Below are 21,765 nucleotides of genomic sequence, written 5' to 3'. Positions count from 1 at the left end.
AGGACCGAACGATGAACAGCCCGCCTCCCGCTGCTTATGGCGTCTATCAGTTGGCCATCCTCGGCGACATCGACGCCGTGGAACGACAAATCCTGGCGGATACGCTCCGCGAGATGATCGCCGACTTCGAACTTGAACTCGGCACCGACGTGAACCTTCTCGACGCCGCCACGGTCGGCGACAGAGATCCTCGCGTGGCGTTCGCTGCGGCGTATTTCGCGGCCGGTGGCAATGCCGATATCGGCGCGGTCGGCAGTCTCATCTCGGCAAGCATGCCAATTATTCCGACCATCGCGGCGAGCGGCAGCTTCGCTCAGGTCCCGGCAATGCTCCAGGCGGCCAATGGCCTCAAGCGCCGCCTCGACGATCCGAAGATGGTCGAGCTCGCCAGTGCGCTTCTGGAATGCGTTGGTCTTCTCCACCGCCAGCGACGGGTCTTCGTCAGCTATCGTCGCACCGAGGCACGCGCCGCTGCCGTCCAGTTGCACGACCTGCTCAGTGCGCGAGGGTTCGACGTCTTCCTTGACACCCACCGCATCCGCCCCGGCGACCCCTTTCAGGATGTATTATGGCACCGCCTGGTGGATTCCGACGTGTTGGTGATGCTCGACACGCCAACCTATTTCGAAAGCCGTTGGACACGGGAGGAGATCGGCAGGGCGCGGGCGAAGGACATTCAGGTGTTGCGCGTGGTCTGGCCCGCCCACACGCCGAGCAGGATGACCGACCTCTCCGAGACGCTGCATCTCGACTCCGCCGATCTGAAAGACCCCGACGGCCCGATCGTCGAGAACAAGGTCTACGCAATCGCCCTCCAGGTCGAGCGGCTGCGCAGCCGGAGCATCTCCGCCCGCTACATGGCGATTACAGGCAAGCTGCGCGCAGATGTCGAGAAAATCGGCGGAACGATCGAGGCGATCGGTGCTCATCGAGCGATCTCCGTGCGACTGTTCGACGGTCGACGCTTTTGGGCCTACCCTGTCGTCGGCGTACCGACTGCTGAAACCCTGAACGATATCGCCGTCAAGGCACGAATGGCGGACCAGCTGGAGACGCCGGTGCTCGTCTATGATCACATCGGCATCCATGCGGCCTGGGGCAACCACTTGAGCTGGCTCGACAACGAGATCAAATCGGTGCGCGCACTCAAGGTGGCGGAGGCAGGATGGAGATTGGCCGGCTGGGAGCCCGAGGCATGAAAGACGCCATCTTCCTCTCCGCCGGCGTGCCCGATCCGCGGCGCGGGCCTGAATACGCGGCCACCGCCGATACGGTCGCCATCACCGCTGCCGTCTCGGCCTTGATCCATGTCGTGCTTGGCCGCCGCCCTTTGGTCTGGGGTGGCCAGCCTGCGATCACACCGATGATCCTCGTATTCGCCGAGGACATCGGCGTCGACTATGGCCGATGGGTTCGCCTCTATCAGTCGCGATTCTTCGAGGACGAATTCCCAAAGGACAATGAGCGCTTCGCCAACGTCACCTTTACCGAGGCGACGCCGAACGATCGGCAGGCGAGCCTTCGACACATGCGCGAGCGCATGTTCAGCGAAGTCCAGTTCTCTTCCGCAGTGTTCATCGGTGGCATGGACGGCGTTCTCGAAGAATACGAACTGTTCAGCCGTCAACAACCGAAGGCGAAGATCGTGCCGATCAGTCTGACGGGAGGAGCCGCACTCAAGATTGTCGAGGCGCTCGGCGGTGCTTCCACCGATCTGGCTGGTGATCGCGACTTCGTCGCTCTGTTTCATCGCCAACTGGGCATTTCGGTGCGTGAGCGTCGCTTTGAGCGGCCGGACCTGCAGCCGGCAGAAGTCACCGAGCGATACTGGCGACCCGGCGACCGATCGTGAGCACCGATCGGCACCCTCGTACCGCACCCGTCCTGCACGCTTGGCGTAGATGCGTCGCTAGATCAACGCTCCACTATCGTGAAAGCACGCGCCCCGGCACGCACCGGATACCTTCCGTGTAGACGAGCGTCAGCGCACCCCAATGCCACGCGAGAATGTACCGATCATATGGTTCATCAACTCCATCGCCCGCCGGTTGCGCTCAATTTCCATTTCCCGCTGTCTGGCCTGTTCCTGTGCCAGACGATTCTCCTCCTCTTTGCGAGCCCGCATCTCGGCCGGCAATTCGACAAGACGGCGTTGCGCCACGCTGTTGCCGAGCGCCGCCGCCTGTTCGTAGAGACGGATTGCCTGGGTCATCATGGCGTCATAGCTGCCTGACCTCGCCTGCTCTTCATACAGGCCCGCAAGGCTGACCATACAGGAGGGATCGCCCGCAGCGGCCCCCTTGACAAACATCGAGCGAGCCTCGGCGAGCTTTCCCTGCCCAAGCAGGATCCAACCGAGATTGTCATACGCGACGACGTGATCGAGCTGGATCGCGACCGTGAGGGATTTCACGGCCGCACGCAGATCGCGCTGGGCCTGCAGCGCGCGGCCTAGCTGGTAAGAAATTCTTCCATCCCTGGGGTTCCGCTTCAGCGCGTCCCGGCAGGCGTCAACCGCCTCCCGGCCGTTAAGCTTGAGAAATGCGTATTCGGCGCCGGGTATCGTATTCGGGCGTTGAAGATCATGAGGGTTGGCCGCCAACTCGTCGCAGCGCGTCAGCGATTGCGCCTCGCGGAATTCCTGCTCCTTTTGCTGCCGCCCCTTCTCGATCCTGCGCTGTTCCTGCTCCCGCCATTCGGCGACCAATTCGCGCGTCATCGGCTTGAGCGCGTCACCGGTTCCGGGGTGAAAGCCCTGATTGTCGTAGAATTCAAAGTCGCCCTCGGCAGAGCGCCAGTACCAGACGGTGGCCGCACCGGACAGAGGGTCGAAGAAGTTGCCGGGCGGATCGGCGATCCGGCGCGGAGGAACCTTCAGCGTCCTGGGGATACAGATTGAAACCAGGACCGCGAGTTCCATGACATTGCCGCCGTCGATCTGCCTGACCTTCTCGGATTCGATGCGCGGCCGCACCAGGCCGCTCGACCCGCCGGAGGTGCTGTCGGCGGGCGCGCTGTCGACCAGCTCGTTGCTCAGCGCGTTCCTGATGTCGCTGGACGAGGCGGCCTCAAGGTCCATCGCCCGCTCGATCGCCTGCTTTCTGGCCCGAGAGACCGCCTGCTGGCGGACGTGGCCATACTCGGAGAAAACAGGGAGCGGTTCGCGGATCGTAAGGGAGACATTCTGCACCCTTTCGCACTCCCCCTGAAACTTTTCCGCAGCCGCAGCCTGCGGTTGGCCGACGGAACTCGTCTGGGCCTCGGCGGGCACGGAAAAGAAAAGCGTGAGAGCCAGCGCCCGGACGCATCGCCCCGCCGACGGATGGAGATCATTAGAGTACATCATCTGTCCAACCCCACGTTCAGGCCACTGCGAAGCCAAGACCCAGAGGAATGGCGGACGGTTTGCCGTCGCGCGTATCGGTCGAGATTCAGGCACCCGTCGATTCAAATGAAAAAAGAAAGGCTTCCGACCTTCGAAGATCGGTCAGCATCGGCTCACGCCTTCCAGAGAAACATGATGAAATCCAAGACAAGCGTCTTGAACTGGAACAGAAACGTGCCTTCTCTCGGCTGAACACCGAACGCTACGACCTCGTAAGCGACTGCGGCCAGCGTCAGCAGGGTTCCTGCCAGCGCGACATAGTTATGGACCACCTCGATCCGATCCCCGAGCCAGTACTGGACTGCCGAGGGGCGGCCATTCCGCTGCCGAAGCCAGGTCGCGATCGCGTAGTCGGCGTAGCAATATCCCAAGGCCGCGACCCGCACGACGACGTAGACATACAGAGACAAGATGAAAGCAAAGGCTGCGGCCTGATACGGATTGGGGATCGCCTCAACCAGCTGCCGTATGGACAATGCGAGAAAAGGCGGAGCTATGTAGTCAAGCATCTTGCCTGTCAGTCCGGCGTTCGGTTGCCTGGAGGCGCGGCGATACTGGCGACGGGGGGCTCCGGTGCCGGGAGGATAGGGCCGCGTAAGGTTGCCATCGCCGCTTCGATGAGCGGGCGGTATCTGCCTTCGAAATCGTGCGGCTCGATGATCTTCTCAGCGATCAGCATCTTCAGCAGATCGATCTGCCGCTGGCGGTCGCTGTTGAGTTCCGTGAGTTTGTAGTTCAGCGCCTCGCGGAAGGCGGGATCCCGCGTGATCATACTCTGGGCGAGCAGATGGTTCGGTGAATCCAGCAGCGCCAGAATTTCGTCCCGTCGCGCCTTGTCGAGGCGTGCGGTGGCTTGGTGTGCCATCGTTGAGATGCCCTCCTCCGCGATGGTCCGCAGCAATGGGAGCGCAGCAGCATCCGCCTTCACCTCCGAGGTGGCGTTGAGCACTTTCACGGCCGGGTCGGCCGCCAGCTTCTTAAAGGCGATGTCGACAGCCTTCTTGGCGTCGGCGGACTGGTCGACGGTGAAGCGGCTGACCGCATCGGCGACGAGGCGATGCACCGGTGCGCCGAAAAGCGCCTCCGGATCACCGAGGCCGAACTGAACGACGCGTGTTGGTTCCTCGACTGTGAAGCTGAGGCGAACCACCACGTCGAAGTCGATCCCAATCGCCTTTGAAGAGCACTTGATTGACTTGGTGTATGAATTGACGCCGATATCGACATAATAGAACGCATTATACCCACCGAAGACGCGTTCACCCCAGGTGAGACGTGCTCCATTGGCGAGCGATCGAATTCCCTTCGGACCCGCCGCGACCACGACGAAACCGGCACGAAAGCTGGGAAGTCTGGAATCCGGTCCTTCGAAAAGCGCCATGCTCGCCTCAAATCTTGCGCGGGACGTGAACCATACTGCTGCAAAGCAGAGCTGTGGTCGGCAGAGGCACCCCGACGGCGGGCGGATCCGCCACACTTTCTGCGCCACCGAAACGAGACGGCACGGCCGACGGCTCGACCATCGAATCGAGGCACTCCGTCACGCGACGCCCCTTTCGACGATAGCCGGAGCCGGCGCCCTGCCACCTACGGAAATCTGCTCCCGCTCATATCGGCTGCGCACGGCGTAGATCAGGCGATCTCGGTCCCGCGTCGTTGGGCAAGCGGCATGGATCTCTCGAAGCAGGGTAAGAAGCGGATCGACGGCGGTCGCCGTTGGCTTCGTTGCGATCCAGTCCTTGAGGATCGCGAGAGCGGCGTCGCGCGGCCGGAACTCTTCGTCTCCCGGATCACGGAGCGCCGCCTCGAAGACTCTCGCGGTCGGCTCAAGCACCGACACAGACCGCTCGAACGACTGCGCATCTGCCTCGACCAGAGCCTCAAGCGAGAGAACCCCGGCAACGCTCGGGTGGGAACGGAGCGACATCTTTCCCATCAGGCTGAGGAAAAGATACATTGGCAGACGTTGCGGAGTCCGCTGATCCGGGCTCCGCGCCCAGTCCGACAGGTCGTTGATGAGCCGGGGCCAGTCGAGCAGGCTCGCATCGTCCCTCTCGCCGCTCGACGCGATCATGAAGGTGATCGCGTCGTCCATGGCTTTCAGCACCTTGAAGTCCTTGTGCCGAGATTGGGCGACCGTCTTGAGGATTTCGACCGGAAGCCCCTGAATGCGCGAGCCGGTGAAGCCGCAGGCCAGCTCGATCGCCGCGCGCAACCGATCGGGACGTTGGCTTCTCGCATACTCGCGGACACGCTGGCTTATGGTCGCTTCCAACCGCTTGTCGAGCACCACGAAGCACAGGGCCAGATCCACAAGTTCGCGGGCGGCGGCTCCCTCATGGACGATCCATCGATCAAACAGCCCATCATAGACCGAGCCGAAGGTCGCCGGCGTCCGCGCCAAGACGCCGAGCACCAGTGCAATGCGCTGGCGCAACGGCGCACTGGCCGTGTGGGACAGATGGTCCAGCCACTCGATCAGCGTAGGACGTAACCCGTCAAGCTCGCGCCAGACACGCTCCAGCAGCTTTGCCGCACGCTCGGAATCCGTGAAACGGACGCATTCGACATTCGTGTTGTAGCGCCGGTGCTTGCGATAATGGATTTCGGCGCTGATGCCCTGCAAGCGCCGCGCGTTACTCTGCAGAAACGCCGAGAAAGGCTGCCCCCCGGTCTCTGTCGGGGCAGGGGCGATCAGCTTGGTGAACCGCCGCTCCAGATCTTCCGCAATTTCAGTGATCGCCGCGAGGGGCGCGTTCTCCGCAACCGCCACTGCGAGGGCCAGGGCGAGGCTCGCGGGGTCGGCATATTGATCGACCAGTTCGCTCGCTGGATTCGCTTCGGGCGCAGCGGCTGCTCCGCTCACCCTCGATAAAATGCTGGATACCCGCTCGAAATCCGGCCCGCGAACGAAAGCCTCGAAATCGCTCACGAGCGCCATCTGCTTGCCGAAAACGTATCCCTGGATGATATAGGGAATCTCGAATTCGCCGACCTTCACCGGTATGAGCTTGCCGGCGAGATGCGCCTGAGCGATTTCGGCTACAATGAAATGATTTTCAGAACGGACAGCATAGGGCGTGATAAAGGCCAGCACACGCCGCGCACCCTTCAGGGCTGCTTCGATTTGCGGGCCCCAATCCCCTTCCTCCAGGCACTGGTCCCACCAAACATCGAGGCCGGCACGTCGGTATGCTGCGACGATGGGGCGTATTTGCTCTCTGTCCTTGGCCGAATAACAAATAAACAAATCCGGCATGTCGGCAATATCCGCAAAGCCCCATTCCCATCACTATAGCGACAAGTTTTTGTCAGACTCAACTCAATGTTGCAGGGTTCAGCGCGCGCCTTTGTGAATCTACGGGAACGCAAGGATCATGCCGGGCTGGCTTCCCCGCCGCCTGCCCGTCGACGGCGCGGCCCAGACCCGCGCATTGTTCGCGAAGACGAGCATCGGCCGCCGGCGCGGAGGGCGCCGCCATAGACAAGCCGCCCGCGCATCGCCGGCCATTGCCACGCCATCTCGACCCTCGCATCGCGGCGTTGCCGGGATGGATACCGCCGGGCTCAGCTCACGGCATCGCTTCGGGCAACTCGACGCCGGCGATCTGGGCGTAGAGGCGGGCGAGGGAGGCATCGTCGTCGCGGCCCATGCCGGCGCCGGAGGTGGCGAGGAACATCTGCAGCGCCGCCGCGCTCACCGGCACCGGGAAACGTGCCGACTGCGCCATCTCCTGCACGATGCCGAGATCCTTCACGAAGATGTCGACCGCGCTCAGCGGCGTGTAGTCGCCCGCCAATATGTGCGGCACGCGGTTGCCGAACATCCAGGAATTGCCGGCCGAGTTGGAGATGACCTCATAGACCTGCGCCAGATCGAGCCCCTGCCGGGCGGCGAAGGCCATCGCCTCGCAGGCCGCCGCGATATGCACGCCGGCAAGCAGCTGGTTGATCATCTTGAACGCCGCCCCCGTACCGGGCTCCTCCCCAAGCTCGTAGATGCGCGCGGACATCGCCTCCAGCGCCGGCCGCGCCTTGTCCAGCCCCGCCCCGCCGCCGGAGACGAGGAAGGTCAGCTCGCCGCTGCCCGCGCGGGCCGCGCCCCCGCTCATCGGTGCGTCGAGATAGTGGCAGCCGGCCGCCGCCGTGCGCTCGGCGAGCCGGCGCGCCGCCTCCGGCGCCATGGTGGCGCAGGAGATCACCACGCCGCCCTCGGCCAGCGCCGTCAGCGCCCCTTCCTCGCCGAACAGCACGGCCTCGGTCTGCGCGGCGTTGATGACGGCGAGAACCGCCAGATCCGCCCCCGCGCAGGCCTGCGCTGGCGTCGCGGCGACCCGCCCGCCCTCGCCCGCCAGCCGCTCGCCCTGCGCGGCGACGGGATCGCAACCCGTGACGGAAAACCCCGCGCGCAGCAGCGAGCACGCCATGCCGAGCCCCATGGAGCCGAGACCGATGACTGCGATTTCCATGTGCGGGCCGCCCTTACGCGTGTCGATGATGAAGGTTTGCACGCATTGGCAGCGCTGCCAACACCCATGACGGCCCCTCCCCTCCCCGCCGGCAGGGGCGCGTGGTAAGACCCGGCCATGACCCGGAAGGACTTTCCATCACTTCGCCTGTCGGACATCGCCGCCGCCGCGGGCGTCGGCGAGAGCACGGTGTCGCGCGTGCTGCGCAACAGCGGCTCGGTGTCGGAGGAGACGCGCGCGCGCGTGCGGCAGGTGGTGGCGGCGCTCGGCTATGTGCCGAACCGCATCGCGGGCACGCTGGCGGCGGCCGGCTCGCGCGTGGTCGGCATCGTGGTGCCTTCGCTGACCAACATCGTGTTTCCCGATCTGCTGCGCGGCGCCGCCGGCCAGCTCGACCTGATGGGCTACCAGGCGGTGATCGGGGTGAGCGACTATGACGGCGCGCGCGAGGCCGAGCTTGTCGCTTCCATGCTCGCCTGGCGCCCGGCCGCGGTGATGATCACCGGGCTGGAGCATGAGCGGGCGACGCCGGACAGGCTGCGCTCCTCCGGCGCGCGGGTGGTCGAGATGCTCGATGTCGACGGCGAGGGGCTCGACATTGTTGTCGGCTATTCGAACCGCGCGGCGGCGGAGGCGAGCGCCCGCCATCTCATCGGCCGCGGCTACCGGCGCATCGGCTATGTCGGCCACGAGATTTCCCGCGACACGCGCGCGGGCAAGCGGCTGGCCGGCTTCGAGGCGGAGCTGGCGCGGCACGGCCTCGCGCTGGTCGCGCGCGAGCTGCACGCCGGCCCCTCCTCCATCGGCGCCGGGCGCGACGGGCTGGAGCGGCTGCTGGCGCGCGCGCCGGCGCTCGACGCGGTCTATTTCTCCAATGACGACATGGCGATCGGCGGCTACTTCCACTGCGTCGCGCGCGGCATCGCCATTCCCGAACGCCTCGCTTTGTTCGGCTTCAACGGGCTGGACGTGGCGCGCCTCGCGCCGCAGCCGCTTGCCACCATACTGACACCGCGCGTGGAGATCGGCCGCGAGGCGGCACGCCTCGCGCTTGCGGACGAGCCCGCCGCGACGGTCGACCTCGGCTTCATCCTGATCGAGGGCGCGACGGCCTGAGAGGGGAGCGGCGCGGCCTGGGATGGAATGCGGCATGGGCGTCAATCCATCTCGTCGCCGTGCAGGCGCCCGGTTATGCGCGCCAGCCGGAACAGCGCCGGCGTGATCAGCAGCACGAGGGTGGTGCGGCAAATCTGGCAGGTGACGATGAAGGCGACGTGCAGGCCGATGGCATAGGCCATCACCGTCACCTCGACGATGCCGCCCGGCGAGAAGGCAAGCACCAGCGCGACCAGCGGCGCGTCGGAGAAGAAGGTGCACAGCCAGGCGGCGAACAGCGCGGTGACGAGGATGACGATCGCCCAGACGAAGGCGAAGAAGGCGGTGGTGCGCAGCTCGTTCCAGGTGGTGCCGGCGAAGCGCGCGCCGGAAATGGCGCCGATCACCACCTGCACCGCCGCGACCAGCCAGTAGGGTGGCGAGACGGCGGTGAGGCCGGCGATGTGCACGGCGGCGCTCAGCGCCATCGGCACCAGCATCACGCCGCCAAAGCTGCGGAACGGGCGGCCGATGAAATAGCCGGCGACGCCGCAGGCCGTCATCACCAGCCAGTCGGAAAGCTCCAGCCCGACCGAGGCATGGTTCGCCGCCGCGCCGCCCGAGGGCAGCACGGTCGGCCAGATCAGCCACTGCACGAGGAAGGGCACGGTGAACACGACAACCACGATACGCACCGCATGGATGAGCACGATGGTGCGCACCTTGCCGCCGAGCGTGCTGCCGAGCAGCGACAGCTCGCCGAGCCCGCCGGGCGCCGAGGCGAAGAACGCCGTCACGTCGTCATATTTGCAGACGCGGGTGAAGAGCAGCCAGCCGAGCACGGTGATGACGCCGGAATAGACGACGAGCGCCAGTATGGAGTCCCACCAGCCGGGCATGCTCAAGATCACCGGCAGGGTGAAGGCGCTGCCCGCCAGCACGCCGACGAAGGGGCGCGCGAAGGCCCAGGCGAAGCGCGGCAGGAACCATCTGCCGCCGAAACCGGTGACGAGCGCCGTGGCGAAGAGCGAGCCGAGCGTCCAGGGAAGCGGCGAATGCAGCACGAAGAACAGCGTCCCGCCGGCCCCGCCTATGGCGAGCGCGACAGCGGTGTCGAGGGCACTTCGCCCGAAGTCTGAGCGGGTCATTGCAACTGTATTCGTTGGCGGATGCCGGAGCGCCCGCAAGCGCTCCGGCCCAAGGCACTCGGGAAGGCTTCAGGCGGCGCGGGTGATGCGCTTCTCCTGCGCCGGCAGGCCGAGCATCTCGCGCGCCTCGGCCGGCGTCGCGATCGGACGCCCGTAGCCACGGGCGAGATCGGCGAAGAACTTAACAAGCTGGCCGTTGGTGGGGTAGCCGAGCTCGGGATATTCGTAGTCGCCGATGCCGATGGAGATGTGGCCGCCCAGTTCCATGGCGAGGGTGGCGGCCGGCAGCAGGTTGCCTTCCTTGCAGTTGCAGGTCCACTCGACCTTCTTGCTGGTCGGCATGGCGCGGATATAGGCCATGGCCTCGTCCGTGGTGCAGCGGTGGCCGCCGACGATGCCACCCTCGCAGAAGCAGAGCTGGATGAAGCCCGGCTCCTTGAACACGCCCATGTCGAGCAGCGCGTCGGTCTGGCGCAGGAACGGGATGGTCCAGCACGACAGATGCGGGCGGATGCCGTTGGCGTGCATGCGCTCGGCCAGGAACATGGTGGTCTTCACCGTGTTCACATAGGTGTGGTCCGTGGTCTCGAACTGCTTCGTCTCGTAGTCGTAGACGTCGAGATTGGTGCTGCCCACGTCGATCGCCGCCATGTCGGCGCGCGCATCGGGGTCCTCGCCCATCTTCACGATATGCGCCGAGCGCGCCTCGTCGCCCTTGATCGTGTTTTGGCCCAGCGTCGAATCGATGATGAGGCTGGTGCGTTCGCGGATCTTGCGGGCGATCTCCAGATACACTTCGGGATCGTAGCATTTGCCGCCGTCCGGGGTGCGGGCGTGGAAATGGATGATCGCCGCGCCCGCTGCCTCGCACTCCACCGCCGCGTCGGCGATCTCGTCGGGGGTGAAGGGGATGTGAGGGTTCTTGTCGCGCATCTTGTACTCGTTGACGCGCGCCAGAATGATGAACTTCTTGTTGGAGATCGCGGGGACCATAGGGTTTCCTTTCCTTGTATTCACGGCTGCTGAGGATGGGCGGCTTGTGACGACCGGCGCCGCTGCCGGAACTGCCGGTAGAGCGGAAGCACGATGAAGAGGGCGGAGAGCGCGAGCAGGCAGACGCTGATCGGGTTCTGCAGGAACACGATGTGGTCGCCATTGGTGATGAGAAGCGACCGGCGGTAATTGGCCTCGATCATGTAGCCAAGCACCACGGCGAGGACGAAAGGCAGGAAGGGGAAGCGCAGCGAGCGCAGCAGGTAGCCGACCACGCCGATGGCCATCACGAGATAGAGGTCGAACTCGCTGCCATTGACCGAATAGATGCCGGAGAAGATCAGCCCGAAGATGCCGGCGCGCAGATAGGCGCGCGGGCGGTTCACCAGCCAGATGATCGGGCTGAGGATGATGAGGCCGAACACGAACATGCCGAGATTGGCGAGAAAGAGCCCGCTGAAGAGCTGGTAGACGACTTCGGGATGGCTGGTGAACAGGTTCGGGCCGGGATGCAGGCCGTGGATCAGCAGCGCGGCGAGCAGGATGGCCGCGGTCGCCGTGCCGGGAATGCCGAAGCTCAGCGTCGGGATGAGCGCGGTCAGGGCCACCACATTGTTGGCGGTCTCGGGCGCGATGACGCCTTCTTCGGAGCCCTTGCCGAACTTCTCCGGCTCCTTCGACCAGCGTTTGGCCTCGTTGTAGGACATGAAGGCCGCGATGGAGCCGCCACCGCCCGGCGTCAGGCCCTCAATGGTGCCGAAGACGATGGCAATGATCTGCGGGACGCGCAGGCTCCACAGCTTCTTCAGGCTCGGCAGCTTGAGCCGCGTCGAGCGTTCGGTGACGTCTTCCGAGTAGTCGCGCTCGCGCGCCTGGATCATCAGCTCGGTGACAGCGAACACGCCCATCATCACGATGATGACCGGCACGCCGCCCATCAGCTCGGGATAGCCGAAGGTGAAGCGCATCACGCCGGACACCGGGTCGGTGCCGATGGTCGCCACCATGAGGCCGAGCACGCCGGCGATCAGCCCCCGGATCACGTTGCGCTCCGACAGCGAGGCGATCACGCTGATGCCGAGGATGCCGAGCGCGAAATAGGCCGGCGGCGTGAACCACAGCGCCACCTTGGAAAGCTGCTGGGTCAGCAGGCTGAGCAGCAGAAGGCCGACGAAGCCGCCGATGGTGCCGCCGACCAGCGACAGGCCAAGCGCCTCGCCGCCCCGCCCCTGGCGCTGCATGGCATAGCCGTCGACGACAGTGGCGGCGGAAGAGCCCGATGCCGGGGTGCGGATCAGGATGGCCGGGATCGAGCCACCATATTCCGAGCCGATATAGATGGCGCCCAGCAGCACCAGCGCCGCCGAGGGGTCCATGCCATAGGTGAAGGGCAGCACCAGCGACATGGCGATCGCCGTCGAGATGCCCGGCAGGGCACCCCCGCACATGCCCCACAGCACGCCGGCCATGGCGGCGAGCAGGATCGGCAGGGAGGTGAGCCCCTCCCAGATGTAATAGAGATTGGTCACTTGCGGTCTCTCCGTCCGGTCACGCGGTGTGGGCGTGAAGGAAAGCAAGGACGTTCGGCCAGATGCCCTCGGGCATCCGCACGCCGAGCAGCGTGATGAAGATGAGGTGGAAGACGACGGCACCGAGGATGGCGAAGGTCGCGATCCCCGCGCTCATGCGGCGGTGGTAGAAGACGCCGACCGCCAGCAGCAGGAAGCCCATCGCCACGGTGTAGCCGGCATAGGGCAGGATCACCGAGTAGACGATGGAGATGGCGAGCAGCGCCCCCGCCAGCACGTGGCCCCGCCGCGTGAAGGCGGCGTCGTCCTCGTCCTGGTCGTCTTCGGGGATGCCTGGTGCGGCAAGGGGCTGCCGCACCAGGATCGATTGCACGACGAAGATGAGCGACAGCCCGCAGAGCACCAGAGCCAGCAGCTTGGGCAGTCCGTCGGCGCCGACGCTTCCGCTCATCGGGCTCTGGGGTATGGCGTCCGCCTGCAGCCAGTAGAGACCCGACAGGACGATCAGCGCGAGGCCGGTGACGATTCTCGTGAGCATGTCGTACTCCTCCCGACGTCCGGGCGTCAGCCCTTGATCATGTTGTTGTCGAGGAAGAACTGCTTCTGCTTGGCGCCGAAATTGTCGATGAACGCCTCGAACTGGTCATGAGGCTGGAACGCCGGGATGAGAGCGCCTTCCTCGTACCATTTCTTGAACGCCGGATCGTTCAGCATCTTGGGAACGGCGGCCTCCCACGCCTTGATGACTTCGGGAGAGACGTTCTTCGGGCCGATGATGCCGCGGAACTTCTGCACCACCATGTCGATGCCCTGCTCGCGCGCGGTCGGCAGGTCGGGGAAGGTGGCGATGCGCGCCTCGGTATAGGCGGCGATGGGGCGGATCTGCTTGGCGTCGAGCTGGCTCTTCAGCTCGGCCGCCTCGCCGATGGCCATGTCACCGGTGCCGTTGAGCACGCTCAGCAGCGCGTCGCCGCCGCCGTCATGGCTGATGACGGTGAGCTGGGTGCCGGTCTTCTGCATCAGCTCGATCATCGTCTGGGTTTCGAGCCCGCCCGGCTCGCCCACCGCGACCTTCACCGAATGCGGCGCCTTCTTCGCCGCCTCGATCACGTCCTTCAGCGTTTTGTAGGGGCTGTCCTCACGCACCACGACGATGACCGAGTCGAGGAACAGGCGGACAATGGGCTGCAGGTCGGTGTAGCTCACCGGCGGCTTGCTGAGCAGCGAGGTGTTCACATAGGTGGGCGAGACGCCCATCAGCATGCTGCCGTCGCCGGGACTCTTGCCGAGCAGCGCCATCGCCTTGGCGCCGGAACCGCCGGTCACGTTCTCGACCGCGAAGTTCGCGCCGATCTGGCGGTTCGCAGCGTCGGCCACCGCGCGCAGGAACAGGTCGCCGCCGGAGCCGGGGCTCGACTGCATGATCATCGTGCCTGTCGTGACGGGATAGGCGATCTTGTCGGCGGCGAGGGCCGGCCCGGCCGCGGCGACAGCCGCGAGCGAGGCGAGAGCTGCAAAAGTGCACGCAATGCGAGTTGCCATGGGTCTTTTCCTCCTCCAATCCGGCTGTTGTTTTTTCGCCGGTCATTTCCTCCGTCCGGCGTCAGCGCCGGTCGAGCGGCTCGTTCTTGATCAGGGCCCGCAGGCTCTCCTGCGGCACCTCGATCTCCACCCCGGCCCGCTCCGTCTGGAGCTTCATGGCCGAGCGTGAATCATTGGCGCCCCAACCGCGGTTGAGGGCTTCCGTCATTTCGGCGTAGGCGAGATTGGCCAGCCGCATCGGCACGCCGACGTCGCGCGCCAGCCCGGTGGCGAGCGCCACGTCCTTGTGCGCGAGGTTCAGCGCGAAGGAGGGCGTCTCGAAAAGCGCCGGCAAGAAGTGGTCGGCCAGCCGGTCGATGGTGCTCTGGCGACCGAGGGAGCCCTGCCGTACGGCCGCGAAAAGTTCGAGCGGCGGCACGCCGGCCTTCACGCCGAGGGTGAACACCTCCGCCAGCACGAGGTTGATCGTGTAGTTGGCGCAGTTGTGCACCAGCTTGGCGACGGTTGCGTTGCCGATCTCGCCGAGGAAGCGCACCTGGTCGCCCATGGCTTCCAGCACCGGCCGGCTGGTCTCGAAGGCGGCGAGGCTGCCGCTGGCCCAGATCGCCAGCTTGCCGGAGGCCGCGCCCTTCGGGCCGCCGCTGACCGGGGCGTCCAGCATGCCGATGCCATGCGCCTCCAGTCTCTGCGACAGGCTGCGCACCGAGGCGGGCGCATTGGTCGACAGGTCGATGAAGCAGCTCCCGTGCCGCAGCCCGGCGAGCAGGCCCGTCTCGCCGTCCATCACCGCATCGACGGTCGCGGGGTCGGGCAGGCTGGTGAGCACGATGTCGGACTGCTGGGCGAGTTCCTGCGGCGTCGAGGCCCATTCGGCGCCTTTGGCCAGCAGCGGCTCGGCGGATTCGCGGCGACGCGAATGCACCGTCAGCGAGAAACCGGCCTTGATGAGATTATGTGCCATCGGCGCGCCCATGGCGCCGAGGCCGGCGAAACCGACCTTCATTGCTCCTCCCCGGGCCGCAGCGATCTGACGTCGCCTGCCGAGCCCTATGGCGATGCCGGCGCCTGTTTGCACCGGACGTGCGTTTCCGGAGCCAAGCCTCGCACCCTCAGTCTCATTGTCAACAACGAATTTCGGAAGATGACGATTTTTAGCGACGTTCGACCGTTTTTGCGGCGCAGCGCAGAATGGCAGCGGTGCCATTGTTGACATGTCGGAAGGTCGGTGCTTTTTTCCCGGTCATTGTCAACAACGGGCCGTCGTGGACAGCAGTCGGCTCGACAAAGGGAGAGCAGACATGAACTTGCGGGATCGGATCGGAGTCGACCTCGGCCAGCGCAACAAGATCGAGGATGGGCTCGCCGCCGCCGTCCAGCACGGCATCAAGTATCTCGACCTCAAGATCGACGTGGCGCCCAACGCGATCGAGACGCTGACCGCGGAGCGGGTCAAGGGCATTCGCGACACCTGCGACGCGCACGGCATCCATGTCGGCATCCACACCATGTCCGCCGTCAACATGGCCGAATACGCGCCGGACGTGCGCGATGGCGTGGAGCGCTATCTCATCACCCACATGGACGCGTGCAAGCGGCTCGGCGGCGAATGGATGGTCATCCATGCCGGCTATCACTTCACCTCCGACGTCAAGCTGCGCATGGAAGCCGGCGTCGAGCGCATCAAGCGCCTGGCCGACTATGCCGAAAAGATCGACCTCACGCTGCTGTTCGAGAACATGAACTGGGAGCCGGACGACGCCGAGGTCCACTACCTCGCCCACAATGTCGAGGAGACCCGCTACTATTTCGACCGGCTCGACTCGCCGAAGCTGCGCTGGGCCTTCACCGCCAACCACGCCCACATCGTCGAGGACGGTGTCGACGCCTTCCTCGAAGCTTTCGACATCAAGCGCTGCGACGAGGTGCGCCTCGCCGACTGCTGGCGCAACGGCAAGGAAGAGCACCTGCGGCCGGGCGAGGGCGACTTCGACTTCCCCTACCTGTTCCGCCGGCTCGACGAGCTCGGCTTCCAGGGCCACTACATGAACGCCTTCGGCACCCTTCAGGACATGATCGAGGGGCGCGAGAAGCTGGCCGAGCTCGGCGAAGCCGTCGCCTGAGCCCAGCGGCCTTTCCGGCTCAACTTTCAGCGCGACGGTTGATCCTCTCTGCCGTCGCGTCTTTTTGCGGAGACTTCCTTGTCACACCACACGCCGGTGGTCGTCTTTCTCGACCGCGAGACCCTGCCGCCCGAGATCATCCTGCCCAGGCTCGATTTCGAGCATGAATGGCGCAGCTACGATTCCACGACGGATGCCGAGGTGGCCGGGCGCATCGCCGGGGCCGACATCGTCGTCACCAACAAGGTGCGGCTGCCGGCCCATGTCATCGAGGGTGCCGACCGGCTGAAATGCGTCGCCGTCGCGGCGACGGGCTACGACGTGGTGGACCTCGCCGCCTGCCGGGCACGCGGGATCGTCGTCTCCAACATCCGCAACTACGCGATCAACACGGTGCCCGAGCACACTTTCGCGCTCATCCTCGCGCTGCGCCGCAGCCTGCTGGCCTATCGCGGCTCCGTCGCCCGGGGCCGCTGGATCGAGACCAACCAGTTCTCCTATTTCGACTATCCCGTGCACGACCTCTCCGGCGCGGTGCTCGGCATCCTCGGCGACGGGGTGATCGGCCAGGCGGTGGCCGCCATCGGGCGGGCCTTCGGCATGATCCCGCTCTATGCGTCCTACAAGGGCGTCGAGGGCATGGGGCCGCTCTACACCCCCTTCGAGGAGGTGCTGCGGCGCGCCGACATCCTCACCCTGCACGCGCCGCTGACGCCGGCGACGCGCAACATGATCGGCCCGGCCGAATTCGCGCTGATGGAATGCCGCCCGCTCATCATCAACACCGCGCGCGGCGGCCTCGTGGACGAGGAGGCGCTCGCCGATGCGCTGGAGAGCGGCCGCATCGCCGGTGCCGGTTTCGACGTCGCCACCGTCGAGCCGCCTCCGCGCGAACATGTGATGATGCGCCTGCTGGCGCATGACAATTTCATCCTGACGCCGCACGTCGCCTGGTCGAGCCGCGAGGCGATCCAGAGCCTCGCCGACCAGCTCGTCGAGAATATCAACCTCTTCTGGCGCGGCGCGCCGCGGAATGTCGTGACATGAACACGCGCACCCTGCCGCCAAAGGGACGCTTTGACCGTATGGACCGGGCCTCTAGATTGCTGACAGCAAGCTCGGATACCGTACCCATGCTCACGCCAGACAACACGACGCGCTCCGACCGCATCTTCCGCGAGCTGGAATTCGAAATCGTCAGCGGCAAGCTCCCGATGGGGACCAAGCTCGGCGAGGAGACGCTGGCGGCCCGCTTCGGAGTGAGCCGCGGCCCGCTGCGCGAGGCGCTGCGCCGGCTGGAGGGCGGCAGCCTCGTGGTGCGCCTGCCCCATCTCGGCGTGCGCGTGGTCGAGCTTTCCAACTCCGACCTCGCCGAGATCTACGAGATCCGCGAGGTGCTCGAAGGGCTGGCGGCCCGGCTCGCCGCCGAGCGCATGAGCGAGGAGGAACTGGTCCGCCTCAAGGCGCTGCTGCAGGACCATCTCGACCTCGCCAGCCATGAGGGGCGGATCTACCCGCAGGCCTTCGGCGACGAGGATATTCATTACCGAATCGCCAAGGGCGCCGGCTCCTACCTGCTGAAGCGGCTGCTGTGCGGCGATCTCTATTCGCTGATCCGGCTGTGCCGCTACCGCACCACCGGCCCCGATCAGGTGCCGGCCTATCGCGACCATATCCGCATCATCGAGGCGATCTGCGAGCGCGACGGGCAGATGGCGGAAATCCTGATGCGCCGCCACATCGTCGCCGCCCGCAACCGCCTCGTGCACACCGAGGGCGAGGAGCAGGTCCCGGCGGGCGGTGCCCGCGTGCCGGCCATGCTGCGCGACCTGAAGGAGATGGTTGACGTGCTCCAGAAGAGGACCGACATGTGAGCCGCGCGCGCCGGTGGCATGTCCCTGCCCGGCGCGGCAGGCCGACACGAACCTGCCTACCGGAGCATTGAGATGATCATCGGCGTCATTGCGGACGACTTCACCGGGGCGAGCGACATCGCCAACACCATCGCCAAGGGCGTCGAGCCGGAAGGCGGGCTGCGCACGGTGCAGTACCTCAACGTGCCGCCGCACCCGGCCGCGCCGGACGTCGAGGCGGGGGTGATCGCGCTGAAGAGCCGCTCCATCCCGGCAGGCGAAGCGGTCGCCCAGTCGCTCGCCGCGCTCGACTGGCTGCTGGCGCAGGGCTGCCGGCAGATCGTCTTCAAATACTGCTCGACCTTCGATTCGACGCCGGAAGGCAATATCGGGCCGGTGGCCGAGGCGCTGGCGCGCCGGCTCGGCGTGCTCGGCGTCGTCGCCTGTCCGGCTTTCCCGGATGCCGGCCGCTCGGTCTATATGGGCCACCTGTTCGTCGGCGACCGGCTGCTGAACGATTCCGGCATGGAGCACCACCCGCTCAACCCGATGACCGACCCGGACCTGCGCCGCTGGCTCACCCGCCAGAGCACCGATCCGGTCGGGCTGGTCGGCTGGCCGGTCATCCGGCAGGGCGCCGGGGCGACGCGCGACGCGCTGGCCGAAGCCGCCGGACGGGGCGAGCGCCTCGTCATCGCCGACGCGATCTCCAATGACGACCTGCTGGTGCTGGCGCAGGCCTGCGCCGAGGCACGGCTGATCACCGGCGGCTCCGGCATCGCGCGCGGCCTGCCGCGCAACCTCATCCGCGCCGGGCTGGCGCGCGGCGGACGGCCGGCCGTGGACGGTGTCGACGGCGCCGAGGCGGTGCTGGTGGGAAGCTGCTCGCGCGCCACCCGCGCGCAGATCGAGCGCCACCGCGCCGGCCATCCGGTGCTGGCGGTCGACGTCGACGCCGTGATGGAAGGGCGCCTCGGCCCCGCCGATATCGTCGCCTTCGTCGACGCCCATCGCGGCGCCGGCCCATTGGTCTATTCCTCCTCCGACCCCGACCGGGTCGCCGCGCTGCAGGAGACCTATGGCCGCGAGCCGGTCGCCCACGCGCTCGACGCGCTGTTCGGCGAGGCCGCGCGCGTGCTCGTCGCGGCTGGCACGCGGCGCATCGTCGTCGGCGGCGGCGAGACTTCGGGCGCCGTGGTCACCGCGCTCGGAGTCACCTCGTTCCGCATCGGGCCGGAAATCGACCCCGGCGTGCCGGTGCTGGTCGCGGAGGACGGCAGCGGCCTCGGCGTGGCGCTGAAATCGGGGAATTTCGGCGGGGAGGACTTCTTCGCTCGCGCCCTCGACGCGCTCGCCGGTGCCGGGAGGGTGGCGGCGTGAGCGAAGAGGCGGCCCGCGCGCAGATCGTCCGCCTCGCCCGCTCGCTGTTCGAGCGCGGCTACTGCGTCGGCTCGGCCGGCAATATCAGCGTCGCGCTCGACGATGGCTGGCTGATCACCCCGACCAATTCCTGCCTCGGCTTCCTCGACGAGGCGCGCATCTGCAAGCTCGACCGGGACGGGCGGCACGTGTCGGGCGACGCGCCCTCCAAGGAGGTCTTCCTGCACCGCGCCCTCTACGAGACACGGCCCGGCACCGGCGCGGTGGTGCATCTGCACTCCACCTACGCCACCGCGCTGTCCTGCCTGCCGGACCTCGACCCGGACGACTGCATCGCCGCGCTGACGCCCTATGTGGTGATGCGCGTGGGGCGGGTGCGGCTGCTGCCCTATGTCCGGCCCGGCGACCCCGCCATGGGCGACATGATCCGCGCGCTGGGCGGGGCCTGCGCGGCGGTGCTGCTGGCCAATCATGGCCCCGTCGTCGCCGGTCCCGACCTCGCCTCCGCCGTCTATGCCGCCGAAGAGCTGGAGGAAACCGCCAAGCTGCTGTTCCTGCTGCGCGACAGCCGCCCTCAGCTGCTCACCGCCGGGCAGATCGAGGAACTCGGGCGCGTCTTCTCCCGCTGAGGGGGCTCGCGCGCCTTTGCCGCGGCGCACCAAAGAAAAACAACGAAGCAGGGTCGGCGGCATGCAGCGCGGCGCGACCGGCTGCGGTATCATGCGCCCGGACGGCTGCGGGGGCGGCTGTCGCCTGTCCGGCTGGCAGGGTGGCAAATCCACCTGAGGCCGGGAAGGTGTCGGGAAGGTTTGCGGGTCGGGCCATGGGCACGAAGGATCACAGGAAGAACCGTCATCACGCCGCGGATTCAACGGCGGTCGAAGAGACGGCAGCCCCGGCGCCGCGCGAGAAGTTCTCGCGCAAGGCCTATGAGGCCGAGCTGAAGCGGCTGCACGGCGAGCTGGTGCATCTGCAGGAATGGGCGAAGGAGACCGGCGCCAAGGTCTGCATCTTGTTCGAAGGGCGCGACACCGCCGGCAAGGGCGGCGTCATCAAGGCGCTGACCGAGCGGGTGAGCCCGCGCGTGTTCCGCGTCGTTGCCCTGCCCGCCCCGACCGACCGCGAGAAATCGCAGATGTTCGCCCAGCGCTACCTGCCGCACCTGCCGGCGGCGGGCGAGGTCGTGATCTTCGACCGCTCCTGGTACAACCGCGCCGGCGTCGAGCGGGTGATGGGCTTCTGCACCGAGGAGCAGGCCGAGAAGTTCCTCTCGACCATCTCGGCGGTGGAGAAGGCGGTCATCGATTCCGGCGTCATCCTGCTGAAATACTGGCTGGAAGTCAGCCCGGAAGAGCAGACCCGGCGCATCGAGCAGCGCATCCACGATCCGCGCAAGACCTGGAAGCTCTCGCCCATGGACCTGAAGTCCTACGGGCGCTGGTACGATTATTCGCGTGCCCGCGACGCCATGTTCGCCGCTTCCGACAGCGGCTGGGCGCCCTGGTACGTCGTCGATTCCAACGACAAGAAGCGCGCCCGCCTCAACATCATCTCCCATTTCCTGTCGAAGGTGCCCTATGTCGCGCCCAGGCGCGAGAAGGTGAAGCTGCCCAAGCGCCAGAAGGCGGACGGCTATGTGGAGCCCGATGATCTGCGTCATCACGTGCCTGAACTGTTCTGATACCCGTTGGCCGTCAGCCACATCGACGAGGGAACGCCCATGAGCGAGAGCGCCCGCCAGACCCCCGAAAAGGAACACCAGCTCGGCGACGAGAGCTTCATGTCCGCCACAGAGCTGCGCGGCTACATGGACAAGCTGGAAGCCGCCCGCGCCGAGGAAGCGGTGGAGGCGATGGACCGCGCCCGCCACGCCAAGGACGCGCTGGCCAAGACGCTGGCCGAGCCGATCGACCTGACCCCGGCCAAGCTGCACGAGATCACCCAGGGCCTGCTGGTGAAGCTGCGCGCCGCCGCCGAGCGCGGCGAAACCGAGATCATGGTGATGCGCTTCCCCAACAGCCTGTGCACCGATCACGGGCGGGCCATCAACAACACCGAGGAAGGCTGGCCGGAGACGCTGACCGGCCGCCCCCGTCAGGCCTATGAGCTGTGGCGCGACCATCTCAGGGCCGCCGGCTACGGCCTCGCCGCGATGATCGTCGAATGGCCGAACGGCATGCCCGGCGACGTCGGCCTGTTCCTCACCTGGGGCAAGAAATAATCCCGACCTCACCGACGCCGGTGCGGCCCG

Annotated in this window: 21 protein-coding genes; 10 read left to right on the top strand and 11 right to left on the bottom strand. The window is 66.4% G+C overall.

Annotated elements, in window-relative coordinates; all coding sequences use genetic code 11:
• Window positions 1-11 precede the first annotated feature (11 nt).
• Window positions 12-1,199 (top strand): Thoeris type III anti-phage system protein ThcB4, encoded by a 1,188-nt coding sequence (locus tag MWN33_RS05250; RefSeq protein WP_247199342.1) that lies wholly within the window; start codon window positions 12-14, stop codon window positions 1,197-1,199.
• On the top strand, window positions 1,196-1,852 hold the full coding sequence (locus tag MWN33_RS05245) for a Thoeris type III anti-phage system protein ThcA (protein ID WP_247199341.1): 657 nt from the start codon (window positions 1,196-1,198) through the stop codon (window positions 1,850-1,852). Before MWN33_RS05250 ends, MWN33_RS05245 begins: the two co-directional genes overlap by 4 nt.
• A 129-nt stretch (window positions 1,853-1,981) precedes the next feature.
• On the opposite strand, the gene MWN33_RS05240 is transcribed toward MWN33_RS05245, so the two are convergent.
• From MWN33_RS05240 to ltnD, 5 genes are all read right to left on the bottom strand, one after another.
• Entirely contained in the window at window positions 1,982-3,190 is a 1,209-nt protein-coding gene (locus MWN33_RS05240; RefSeq protein WP_247199340.1) for a tetratricopeptide repeat protein, read from the bottom strand.
• A gap of 308 nt (window positions 3,191-3,498) precedes the next feature.
• The gene (locus MWN33_RS05235) at window positions 3,499-3,894 is read right to left on the bottom strand and encodes a hypothetical protein (protein WP_247199339.1); all 396 of its coding nucleotides are present in this window, start codon (window positions 3,892-3,894) and stop codon (window positions 3,499-3,501) included.
• A gap of 8 nt (window positions 3,895-3,902) precedes the next feature.
• Window positions 3,903-4,766 carry a hypothetical protein gene (locus tag MWN33_RS05230; protein ID WP_247199338.1) on the bottom strand — a complete coding sequence of 288 codons (864 nt, stop codon included), beginning with the start codon at window positions 4,764-4,766 and terminating at the stop codon, window positions 3,903-3,905.
• A 159-nt stretch (window positions 4,767-4,925) separates the two neighbouring features.
• On the bottom strand, window positions 4,926-6,644 hold the full coding sequence (locus tag MWN33_RS05225) for a toll/interleukin-1 receptor domain-containing protein (protein WP_247199337.1): 1,719 nt from the start codon (window positions 6,642-6,644) through the stop codon (window positions 4,926-4,928).
• A 313-nt stretch (window positions 6,645-6,957) separates the two neighbouring features.
• Window positions 6,958-7,854 (bottom strand): L-threonate dehydrogenase, encoded by an 897-nt coding sequence (gene ltnD / locus MWN33_RS05220; protein ID WP_247199336.1) that lies wholly within the window; start codon window positions 7,852-7,854, stop codon window positions 6,958-6,960.
• Window positions 7,855-7,971: 117 nt separating this feature from the next.
• Between ltnD and MWN33_RS05215 the strand changes: the two genes are divergently transcribed.
• A complete protein-coding gene (locus MWN33_RS05215) occupies window positions 7,972-8,970 on the top strand; it encodes a LacI family DNA-binding transcriptional regulator (RefSeq protein ID WP_247199335.1) in 999 nt (332 codons plus the stop codon).
• Window positions 8,971-9,011: 41 nt separating this feature from the next.
• Here MWN33_RS05215 and MWN33_RS05210 read toward each other — a convergent pair whose 3' ends face one another.
• The 6 genes from MWN33_RS05210 to MWN33_RS05185 all read right to left on the bottom strand — a co-directional run bounded on the left by MWN33_RS05210 (window position 9,012) and on the right by MWN33_RS05185 (window position 15,164).
• Complete coding sequence (locus tag MWN33_RS05210; protein ID WP_247199334.1) at window positions 9,012-10,097, bottom strand: AbrB family transcriptional regulator; 1,086 nt, start codon at window positions 10,095-10,097, stop codon at window positions 9,012-9,014.
• 69 nt (window positions 10,098-10,166) lie between these two features.
• Window positions 10,167-11,090: a beta-keto acid cleavage family enzyme gene (locus MWN33_RS05205; RefSeq protein WP_247199333.1), complete on the bottom strand. Its 924-nt coding sequence runs from the start codon at window positions 11,088-11,090 to the stop codon at window positions 10,167-10,169.
• A 20-nt stretch (window positions 11,091-11,110) separates the two neighbouring features.
• Window positions 11,111-12,619: a tripartite tricarboxylate transporter permease gene (locus tag MWN33_RS05200; RefSeq protein WP_247199332.1), complete on the bottom strand. Its 1,509-nt coding sequence runs from the start codon at window positions 12,617-12,619 to the stop codon at window positions 11,111-11,113.
• A 19-nt stretch (window positions 12,620-12,638) separates the two neighbouring features.
• The gene (locus tag MWN33_RS05195; RefSeq protein ID WP_247199331.1) at window positions 12,639-13,157 is read right to left on the bottom strand and encodes a tripartite tricarboxylate transporter TctB family protein; all 519 of its coding nucleotides are present in this window, start codon (window positions 13,155-13,157) and stop codon (window positions 12,639-12,641) included.
• Window positions 13,158-13,183: 26 nt separating this feature from the next.
• The gene (locus tag MWN33_RS05190) at window positions 13,184-14,161 is read right to left on the bottom strand and encodes a tripartite tricarboxylate transporter substrate binding protein (RefSeq protein ID WP_247199330.1); all 978 of its coding nucleotides are present in this window, start codon (window positions 14,159-14,161) and stop codon (window positions 13,184-13,186) included.
• A 61-nt stretch (window positions 14,162-14,222) separates the two neighbouring features.
• Window positions 14,223-15,164 (bottom strand): NAD(P)-dependent oxidoreductase, encoded by a 942-nt coding sequence (locus MWN33_RS05185; RefSeq protein ID WP_247199329.1) that lies wholly within the window; start codon window positions 15,162-15,164, stop codon window positions 14,223-14,225.
• Between the two features lie 295 nt (window positions 15,165-15,459).
• Here MWN33_RS05185 and MWN33_RS05180 point away from each other — a divergent pair, with 295 nt between their 5' ends.
• From MWN33_RS05180 to MWN33_RS05150, 7 genes are all read left to right on the top strand, one after another.
• Window positions 15,460-16,281 carry a sugar phosphate isomerase/epimerase family protein gene (locus tag MWN33_RS05180; protein WP_247199328.1) on the top strand — a complete coding sequence of 274 codons (822 nt, stop codon included), beginning with the start codon at window positions 15,460-15,462 and terminating at the stop codon, window positions 16,279-16,281.
• A gap of 78 nt (window positions 16,282-16,359) precedes the next feature.
• Window positions 16,360-17,328 (top strand): D-2-hydroxyacid dehydrogenase, encoded by a 969-nt coding sequence (locus MWN33_RS05175; protein WP_247199327.1) that lies wholly within the window; start codon window positions 16,360-16,362, stop codon window positions 17,326-17,328.
• Window positions 17,329-17,414: 86 nt separating this feature from the next.
• A complete protein-coding gene (locus tag MWN33_RS05170; protein ID WP_247199326.1) occupies window positions 17,415-18,155 on the top strand; it encodes a GntR family transcriptional regulator in 741 nt (246 codons plus the stop codon).
• A 72-nt stretch (window positions 18,156-18,227) separates the two neighbouring features.
• Window positions 18,228-19,514, top strand: coding sequence for a 3-oxo-tetronate kinase (otnK, locus tag MWN33_RS05165; RefSeq protein ID WP_247199325.1), 1,287 nt, complete (start codon window positions 18,228-18,230; stop codon window positions 19,512-19,514).
• On the top strand, window positions 19,511-20,143 hold the full coding sequence (gene otnC, locus MWN33_RS05160) for a 3-oxo-tetronate 4-phosphate decarboxylase (RefSeq protein ID WP_247199324.1): 633 nt from the start codon (window positions 19,511-19,513) through the stop codon (window positions 20,141-20,143). The genes otnK and otnC overlap by 4 nt, the downstream gene beginning before the upstream one ends.
• A 194-nt stretch (window positions 20,144-20,337) precedes the next feature.
• Complete coding sequence (gene ppk2 / locus MWN33_RS05155; RefSeq protein WP_247199323.1) at window positions 20,338-21,195, top strand: polyphosphate kinase 2; 858 nt, start codon at window positions 20,338-20,340, stop codon at window positions 21,193-21,195.
• 39 nt (window positions 21,196-21,234) lie between these two features.
• Complete coding sequence (locus MWN33_RS05150) at window positions 21,235-21,735, top strand: hypothetical protein (protein ID WP_247199322.1); 501 nt, start codon at window positions 21,235-21,237, stop codon at window positions 21,733-21,735.
• Window positions 21,736-21,765: the final 30 nt, after the last annotated feature.

The organism is Ancylobacter koreensis (assembly GCF_023016525.1).
Taxonomy (GTDB): Bacteria; Pseudomonadota; Alphaproteobacteria; order Rhizobiales; family Xanthobacteraceae; genus Ancylobacter; species Ancylobacter koreensis.
Note: the sequence above shows the minus strand (reverse complement) of the source record. Positions and strands in the feature narration are given on the sequence as shown.

Excerpts from the sequence above, each read along its gene's own strand:
- MWN33_RS05235 (WP_247199339.1), bottom strand. The coding sequence starts at position 3,894 with ATGCTTGACTACATAGCTCCGCCTTTTCTCGCATTGTCCATACGGCAG.
- MWN33_RS05250 (WP_247199342.1), top strand. The coding sequence starts at position 12 with ATGAACAGCCCGCCTCCCGCTGCTTATGGCGTCTATCAGTTGGCCATC.
- MWN33_RS05190 (WP_247199330.1), bottom strand. The coding sequence starts at position 14,161 with ATGGCAACTCGCATTGCGTGCACTTTTGCAGCTCTCGCCTCGCTCGCG.
- ltnD (WP_247199336.1), bottom strand. The coding sequence starts at position 7,854 with ATGGAAATCGCAGTCATCGGTCTCGGCTCCATGGGGCTCGGCATGGCG.
- MWN33_RS05205 (WP_247199333.1), bottom strand. The coding sequence starts at position 11,090 with ATGGTCCCCGCGATCTCCAACAAGAAGTTCATCATTCTGGCGCGCGTC.
- MWN33_RS05245 (WP_247199341.1), top strand. The coding sequence starts at position 1,196 with ATGAAAGACGCCATCTTCCTCTCCGCCGGCGTGCCCGATCCGCGGCGC.
- MWN33_RS05170 (WP_247199326.1), top strand. The coding sequence starts at position 17,415 with ATGCTCACGCCAGACAACACGACGCGCTCCGACCGCATCTTCCGCGAG.
- otnK (WP_247199325.1), top strand. The coding sequence starts at position 18,228 with ATGATCATCGGCGTCATTGCGGACGACTTCACCGGGGCGAGCGACATC.
- MWN33_RS05215 (WP_247199335.1), top strand. The coding sequence starts at position 7,972 with ATGACCCGGAAGGACTTTCCATCACTTCGCCTGTCGGACATCGCCGCC.
- MWN33_RS05210 (WP_247199334.1), bottom strand. The coding sequence starts at position 10,097 with ATGACCCGCTCAGACTTCGGGCGAAGTGCCCTCGACACCGCTGTCGCG.
- MWN33_RS05185 (WP_247199329.1), bottom strand. The coding sequence starts at position 15,164 with ATGAAGGTCGGTTTCGCCGGCCTCGGCGCCATGGGCGCGCCGATGGCA.
- MWN33_RS05225 (WP_247199337.1), bottom strand. The coding sequence starts at position 6,644 with ATGCCGGATTTGTTTATTTGTTATTCGGCCAAGGACAGAGAGCAAATA.
- MWN33_RS05180 (WP_247199328.1), top strand. The coding sequence starts at position 15,460 with ATGAACTTGCGGGATCGGATCGGAGTCGACCTCGGCCAGCGCAACAAG.
- MWN33_RS05150 (WP_247199322.1), top strand. The coding sequence starts at position 21,235 with ATGAGCGAGAGCGCCCGCCAGACCCCCGAAAAGGAACACCAGCTCGGC.
- MWN33_RS05230 (WP_247199338.1), bottom strand. The coding sequence starts at position 4,766 with ATGGCGCTTTTCGAAGGACCGGATTCCAGACTTCCCAGCTTTCGTGCC.
- MWN33_RS05195 (WP_247199331.1), bottom strand. The coding sequence starts at position 13,157 with ATGCTCACGAGAATCGTCACCGGCCTCGCGCTGATCGTCCTGTCGGGT.
- ppk2 (WP_247199323.1), top strand. The coding sequence starts at position 20,338 with ATGGGCACGAAGGATCACAGGAAGAACCGTCATCACGCCGCGGATTCA.